Source organism: Stenotrophomonas sp. 2YAF22, assembly GCF_052114665.1.
Lineage (GTDB): Bacteria > Pseudomonadota > Gammaproteobacteria > Xanthomonadales > Xanthomonadaceae > Stenotrophomonas > Stenotrophomonas indicatrix.
This window is the reverse complement of record NZ_JBFRFE010000259.1, coordinates 1-5506: the sequence shown is the minus strand read 5'-3', so window position 1 is coordinate 5506 and position 5506 is coordinate 1. Positions and strand designations below refer to the sequence as shown.

At 66.6% G+C, this 5506-nt stretch carries 5 protein-coding genes; 1 reads left to right on the top strand and 4 read right to left on the bottom strand.

What is annotated here, in order from left to right:
* Window positions 1–81: 81 nt before the first annotated feature.
* From AB4Y84_RS11750 to AB4Y84_RS11735, 4 genes are all read right to left on the bottom strand, one after another.
* Window positions 82–1593 carry an ATP-binding response regulator gene (locus AB4Y84_RS11750; protein ID WP_312786956.1) on the bottom strand — a complete coding sequence of 504 codons (1512 nt, stop codon included), beginning with the start codon at window positions 1591–1593 and terminating at the stop codon, window positions 82–84.
* 4 nt (window positions 1594–1597) lie between these two features.
* Window positions 1598–2038 (bottom strand): response regulator, encoded by a 441-nt coding sequence (locus AB4Y84_RS11745; protein ID WP_025878695.1) that lies wholly within the window; start codon window positions 2036–2038, stop codon window positions 1598–1600.
* Window positions 2035–3852, bottom strand: a complete 1818-nt coding sequence (locus tag AB4Y84_RS11740) for a sensor histidine kinase (protein WP_442250168.1) — start codon at window positions 3850–3852, stop codon at window positions 2035–2037. The genes AB4Y84_RS11745 and AB4Y84_RS11740 overlap by 4 nt, the downstream gene beginning before the upstream one ends.
* Before the next feature lie 200 nt (window positions 3853–4052).
* The gene (locus AB4Y84_RS11735; RefSeq protein WP_442250167.1) at window positions 4053–4436 is read right to left on the bottom strand and encodes a BON domain-containing protein; all 384 of its coding nucleotides are present in this window, start codon (window positions 4434–4436) and stop codon (window positions 4053–4055) included.
* Window positions 4437–4624: 188 nt separating this feature from the next.
* On the opposite strand from AB4Y84_RS11735, the gene AB4Y84_RS11730 reads away from it, so the two are divergent.
* Window positions 4625–5506 (top strand): oxidoreductase (locus AB4Y84_RS11730; protein ID WP_442250166.1); only part of this gene is annotated, 882 nt, incomplete at its 3' end.

The window sequence follows — 5506 nt, the reverse complement described above, 5'->3', positions numbered from 1 at the left end:
GCAGATGCAGCAGGTCTTCCGCGCGGTGGCCGACGCGCTGGGCTGAAATCTGCCGGCCAGCGGCCGGCACTACCCCTGATTTCAGCCCAGCGCGTCGGCCACCGCGCGGAAGACCTGCTGCATCTGCAGCGGCTTGCGCAGCAGGTGCACCTCGATGCCAGCGGGGAACACATCAACCGGCATTTCCCCGGCAGCATCTTCCAGCACCAGCGCCGGGCCGCGATAACCGAGCGTGGCCATCTCGCCCAGCAGCTGGCTGGCCGACAACAGCTTGGAGCCGGCATCGGCAATCACCAGCGCCGGCATCGCCTCCTGCTGCATCCAGCGCAGCGCAGCCGGGCCATCGGAGGCCAGCTGCAGCTGATAGCCCTGGCTGGACAGCGCATTGCCCAACAGCGACAGGCGCGTGGCTTCACCATCGACCACCAGGATCGACTGGCCGCTGCCCAGCGCCACGAGCTGTTCGATCGGTTCGCCGCCCTCGGCGCTGGCATGCATCGGCAAGCGCAGCTCGAAGCAGGTGCCCCGCCCCAGCTGGCTGTCGACGTGGATGCTGCCACCGGCACCTTCAACGATGCGCTTGCAGGAAATCAGGCCCAGCCCGGTGCCATCGGCCTTGGTGGTGAAGAACGGGTTGAACAGGTGCGACAACGTGTCCGCATCCATGCCGGTGCCTTCATCGACCACCGCGATGCGCAGCCAGTCCTCGCCATCGCGCTGGCCACCATGGCTGGCGGTCAGGCTCAGGTTGCCACCCTGGGGCATCGCCTGGATCGCGTTGAGCGCCAGGTTCAACAACACCTGCTGCAACTCGGTGTAGTTGGCATCGACCACCAGCCCCTCATCCTCGACCACCAGGTCCAGGCGGACGCCATCGGGCACGTTGCTGCGCAACAGCAGCGCCACGGCCTGGAACAGGTCATCGATGTGGATGCGTTCGCTGGCCTTGCGCGAGCCACGCACGAACGACAGCATCGATTCGGCCATCTCATGGCCACGGCGACCGCACTCGGCGATCACGTCGGCCAGGTGGTGCAGCTGCGGATCTTCGGTACGCGCCTTCAGCAGGTCCGGCATGATCAGCAGCGGCTGCAGGATGTTCCGCAGATCGTGGCTGAGCCCGGCGGCCAGCAACGACAGGCTTTCCAGCCGTTGCGCGCGCATCAGCTCGGTTTCCACCCGCGAGCGCTCGATGGCGCTGCGTGCCTCACGCACCGCGCGCGCCACGGCCGACGGCAGGCGCGCCGGCTGGTGCTTGATGATGTAGTCGTTGGCTCCCTTCTGCAGGGCCGCCACCGCATTCTCCTCGCCCATGGTGCCGGAGACGAAGATGAAAGGTACCTCCGGCAACGCATCGCGCACGATGCGCAGCGCGTCGTCGCCGGAGAAGCCAGGCATGCTCAGGTCGGACAGGACAATGTCCGGCTGGAAGCGCGCCAGCGCATGGCGCAGGTCGTCCGCGCTCTCGACACGCTCGAAGGTGGCCTCAAGGCCTGCATCGAGCATCTGTTCGGACATCAGCTCGGCATCCTCCGGGGAATCTTCCACCAGCAGGATGCGCAATGCGCCGAGCGCGGGACCGGTCAGGGGCATGGGCCTACTCGATCTCCGGAGCCTGGTTGATCAGTGCCCAGAACTTGCCCAGGGTCTGCACTGCGCCGAAGAACTGGTCCACGTCCACCGGCTTGACCACGTACGCGTTCACGCCCATGTCCCAGCTGCGGGCCAGGTCGCTTTCCTCGCGCGAGGAGGACAGGATCACCACCGGCAACCGCTTCAGCTCATCGTGTTCGCGGATCTGCCGCAGCACTTCCAGGCCATCCATGCGCGGCATCTTGATGTCCAGCAGCAGCACCGCCGGCAGGCCCTCTTCGCGGCTGGCGAAGGCGCCACGGCGCAGCAGGTAATCCATCACTTCCACGCCGTCTTCGACGTGCACGATGGGATTGGCCAGGCGCGCTTCCTGCAGCGCATCGATCGCCATTTCGGCGTCGGCCGGGCTGTCTTCGGCCAGGAGGATGGTGCGCAGCGTCGTCATGCGATGGGGCCCTGTTTGTCCGTGTCGAGCACGGGGGGAAGATAGAAGTGGAAGGTGGCGCCAGCATCCGGTGCGGCTTCGGCCCAGATTCGGCCGCCATGGCGGGTCAGCACCCTGCGAACGCTGGCCAGGCCGATACCGGTACCGGGATAGTCGCTGGCCTTGTGCAGGCGCTGGAATACACCGAACAGCTTGCCGGCGTAGGCCATGTCAAAGCCTGCACCATTGTCGCTGACCGTGAACTGATGACCGCCATCGGGCTGCTGCTGGTAGTCAACGCGGACCTTGGCCGGCTCGCGGTTGGCTGAATACTTCACCGCGTTGCCCAGCAGGTTCAGCCAGACCTGGCGCAGCATGTTTTCGTCGCCCACCACGATCGGCAGCGGCGCGATGCTCCACTCCACCTGATGGGCGTGGCCACTGCTCTCGGCTTCGCTCTGCACGTTCGCGTCGAGCATCGCGCGCGTATCGGCCACCAGCGACTGCATGTCCACGGTCTGCTGGCGCATCGCCACGCGGCCCAGGCGCGAATAGACCAGAAGGTCGTCGATCAACGTGGCCATGCGCCGCGCTGAACCGGAGATCACCCCCAGGTAGTGCTGGCTCTTCTCGTCGGCAGCCTCGCCCAGATGGCGCGACAGCTTGTCCGAGAAACCGGCGACATGGCGCAGCGGCGCGCGCAGGTCGTGCGACACCGAGTAGCTGAACGCTTCCAGTTCGCGGTTGACCTCCGAGACCTGGGCAACCTTGCCCTCCAGCTGCCGGTTCAGTTCTTCAACGCGTGTCTGCACCGCACGCTGCACGGTCACATCGCTGACGGTCAGCAGCACCACTTCATCGTCGGTGTCAGGCAGCGGCATGCGCCGTGCGTTGAGCAGCATGTAACGGGACATGCCGTCGACGGTGCGTTGTTCATGTTCGAAATCCCACAGTTCGCGGCCGCGCAGCAACACATCGGCCAGACGCTGGCGCACCACCGGGTCACGCCACGCGCCCTCGCCTACGTCTTCCAGCAGCAGGCCGTCTGCGCGCTCATCCTGCAGCCCGTACAACTCGGAGAACGCGGGATTGTGCAGCTGCACGCGCAGCTCGCGATCCAGCAGCACGATCGGTTCGCGCACGGTCTGCAGCACCGACGCCGCGCGTGCCGCCGCGCGCTGCGACTGCCRCTCTGCCTGCAGGCGGCGGCCGATCTGCCGTTGCAGCAGCCACAGCACCAGGCCGAGCAGTGCCAGCTGCACCAGCAGCGAGCTCCACGACACGAAGTTGGTCTGCCGCTTCTGTCGCTCCGCCTGCGCGGTGCGCTGGGCCAGCAGCGCTTCCTCGCTGGCCTGCAGCTCTTCCACCAGGCCGCGGATCGGGTAGCGCGTGCTCAGGTCCTGCACCAGCTCGCGCTGGTCGCTGTTCGGCTCGGACTTCGCCAGTTCACGCGCAACCCCCAGCCGGCCTTCCAGCATCGACTGGATGCGGCCGATGCGGATCAGCTGGTCGGGATTGTCGCGGGTCATCCGGCCCAGTTCGGCCAGACGCTCGGGGATGTCGTTGGCCTTGCCCATGCGCTCGCGCAGGCCCGGCGCGTCCACGCCCTTGGACAGCGTCAACGCAGCAGATTCGATGTCGCGCACGTCGGTCTGCAGCTGCTGCAGGGCCACGGTCACCTGCTGGGTATGGGTCACCCAGCCCATGGCCAGTTCGTTGTCCTGCTGCAGTTTGCGCAGGGTCAACCACGGGACCACGATGATGGCTACCGCTGCCAGTGCCAAAGCAGGCAGTCGCCAGCGATCCCAGATGTCATCACTGAAAACCAGCGCCATAGTTCCTCGTCAGCTCAGCCGGGGAGTGCGATCCGGGCAGGACCGGCCACGGCGGAACCGGCAATATAGCGCAGCCGGTCACATCTCTGGGGCAATGGGTCATTCGGCGGGGCGCCCACCAGCACGTATCGAGCAGGCGCCACAGCACAAAACAGGGGCGCCCCCGTAGGAGCGCCCCTGCCGATAACCTGCGGCGTCGATCAACGCTTGGCGGCACTGACCTTCAGTGCGGCGGCATCAACGCGGGTCACGCCCTTGATGCCCTTGGCGGTGGCGATGGCCTTGTCATGCTCGGCCTTGGTGGCAACGGTGCCACTCAGGCTGASCACGCCATTGACCGTCTCCACCTTTACTTCGGTACCCGGCACATTGCTGCTGGCGAGCAGATCGGCCTTGACCTTGGTGGTGATCCAGCTGTCGGTGACCGGCTCGTTGGAATCATGGCGGTCTGCATGGGTCATCGCCGAATGATCGGTTTTCGGCGGGCTCTTCGCTGCGGCGTCCTGGGCGAATGCGGCCGAGGAGGACAGCGCCAGGCCCAGGGTGAGGGCGGAAGCCAACAGCGTACGGGTCGTGGTGCTCATCGTTTGGTTCTCCTACTGGTTGGTGCGCCCAGTGTCGCCAAGTGCTTGTAGTGCAGGCGTGGCGCTGCGGTCACGCTCACGTGAATGGGCGCACCCGCAGCGGGAATGGTTCAGCTTCCGGGCGCGTAGTCATCTCGTTTACCCTGAGGTTCCTGTCCTGCACTTCACGATCTGCGCGGAGTCCTCCCATGCGCCCTGAGCTGCAACTGGCCCTGATCGGCTACGGCCTTGCCGGCCGCGTCTTCCACGCCCCGCTGATCCAGCACACGCCGGGGCTGGCTCTGCACAGCGTGGTCAGTTCGCAGCGCGATACGCTGCTGCGCACCTTCAGCGACGTCCACGTACGCGCTACCGCACAGGAGGTCTTCGATGACCCTGCGGTAGATGCGGTGGTCATCGCCACGCCGAACGAACAGCACGCGCCATTGGCCATCGCCGCGCTGGCCGCCGGCAAGCATGTGCTGGTGGACAAGCCGTTCGCCGTGAGCGTGCGCGAAGCCGAACAGGTGCTGGCCGCAGCGCGCGACGCTGGACGCATCGCTACCGTGTTCCAGAACCGGCGGTTCGATGCGGACTTCCTGACCCTGCAGGCGCTGCTTGCCGACGGCACGCTCGGTGACATCGCCGAATGCCACGCACATTTCGACCGCTATCGTCCGCAGGTGCGCGAACGCTGGCGCGAGCAGGACGGGCCGGGCAGCGGCCTGTGGTACGACCTGGGGCCGCACCTGCTGGACCAGATGCTGGTGCTGTTCGGCTGTCCGCAGGCGATCGATGCGGACCTCGCCGTGCAGCGCGAAGGCGGCGCTGGTATCGACTATTTCCATGCGGTGCTTCACTACCCGCGCCATCGCGCGATCGTGCATGCCGGTTCACTGGTCGCTGCGCCTGCACCGCGTTTCGCCGTGCATGGCACGCGGGCCAGCTGGATCAAACATGGCCTGGACGTGCAGGAGGCGCAGCTGCGTCGCGGCATCGCGCCAGGTGCGCCGGGATGGGGCGTCGATCCGCGCCACGGCGAGCTGCTGCACTGCGATGCGGAGGACAACGTCCAGCGCAGCACCGTGGAC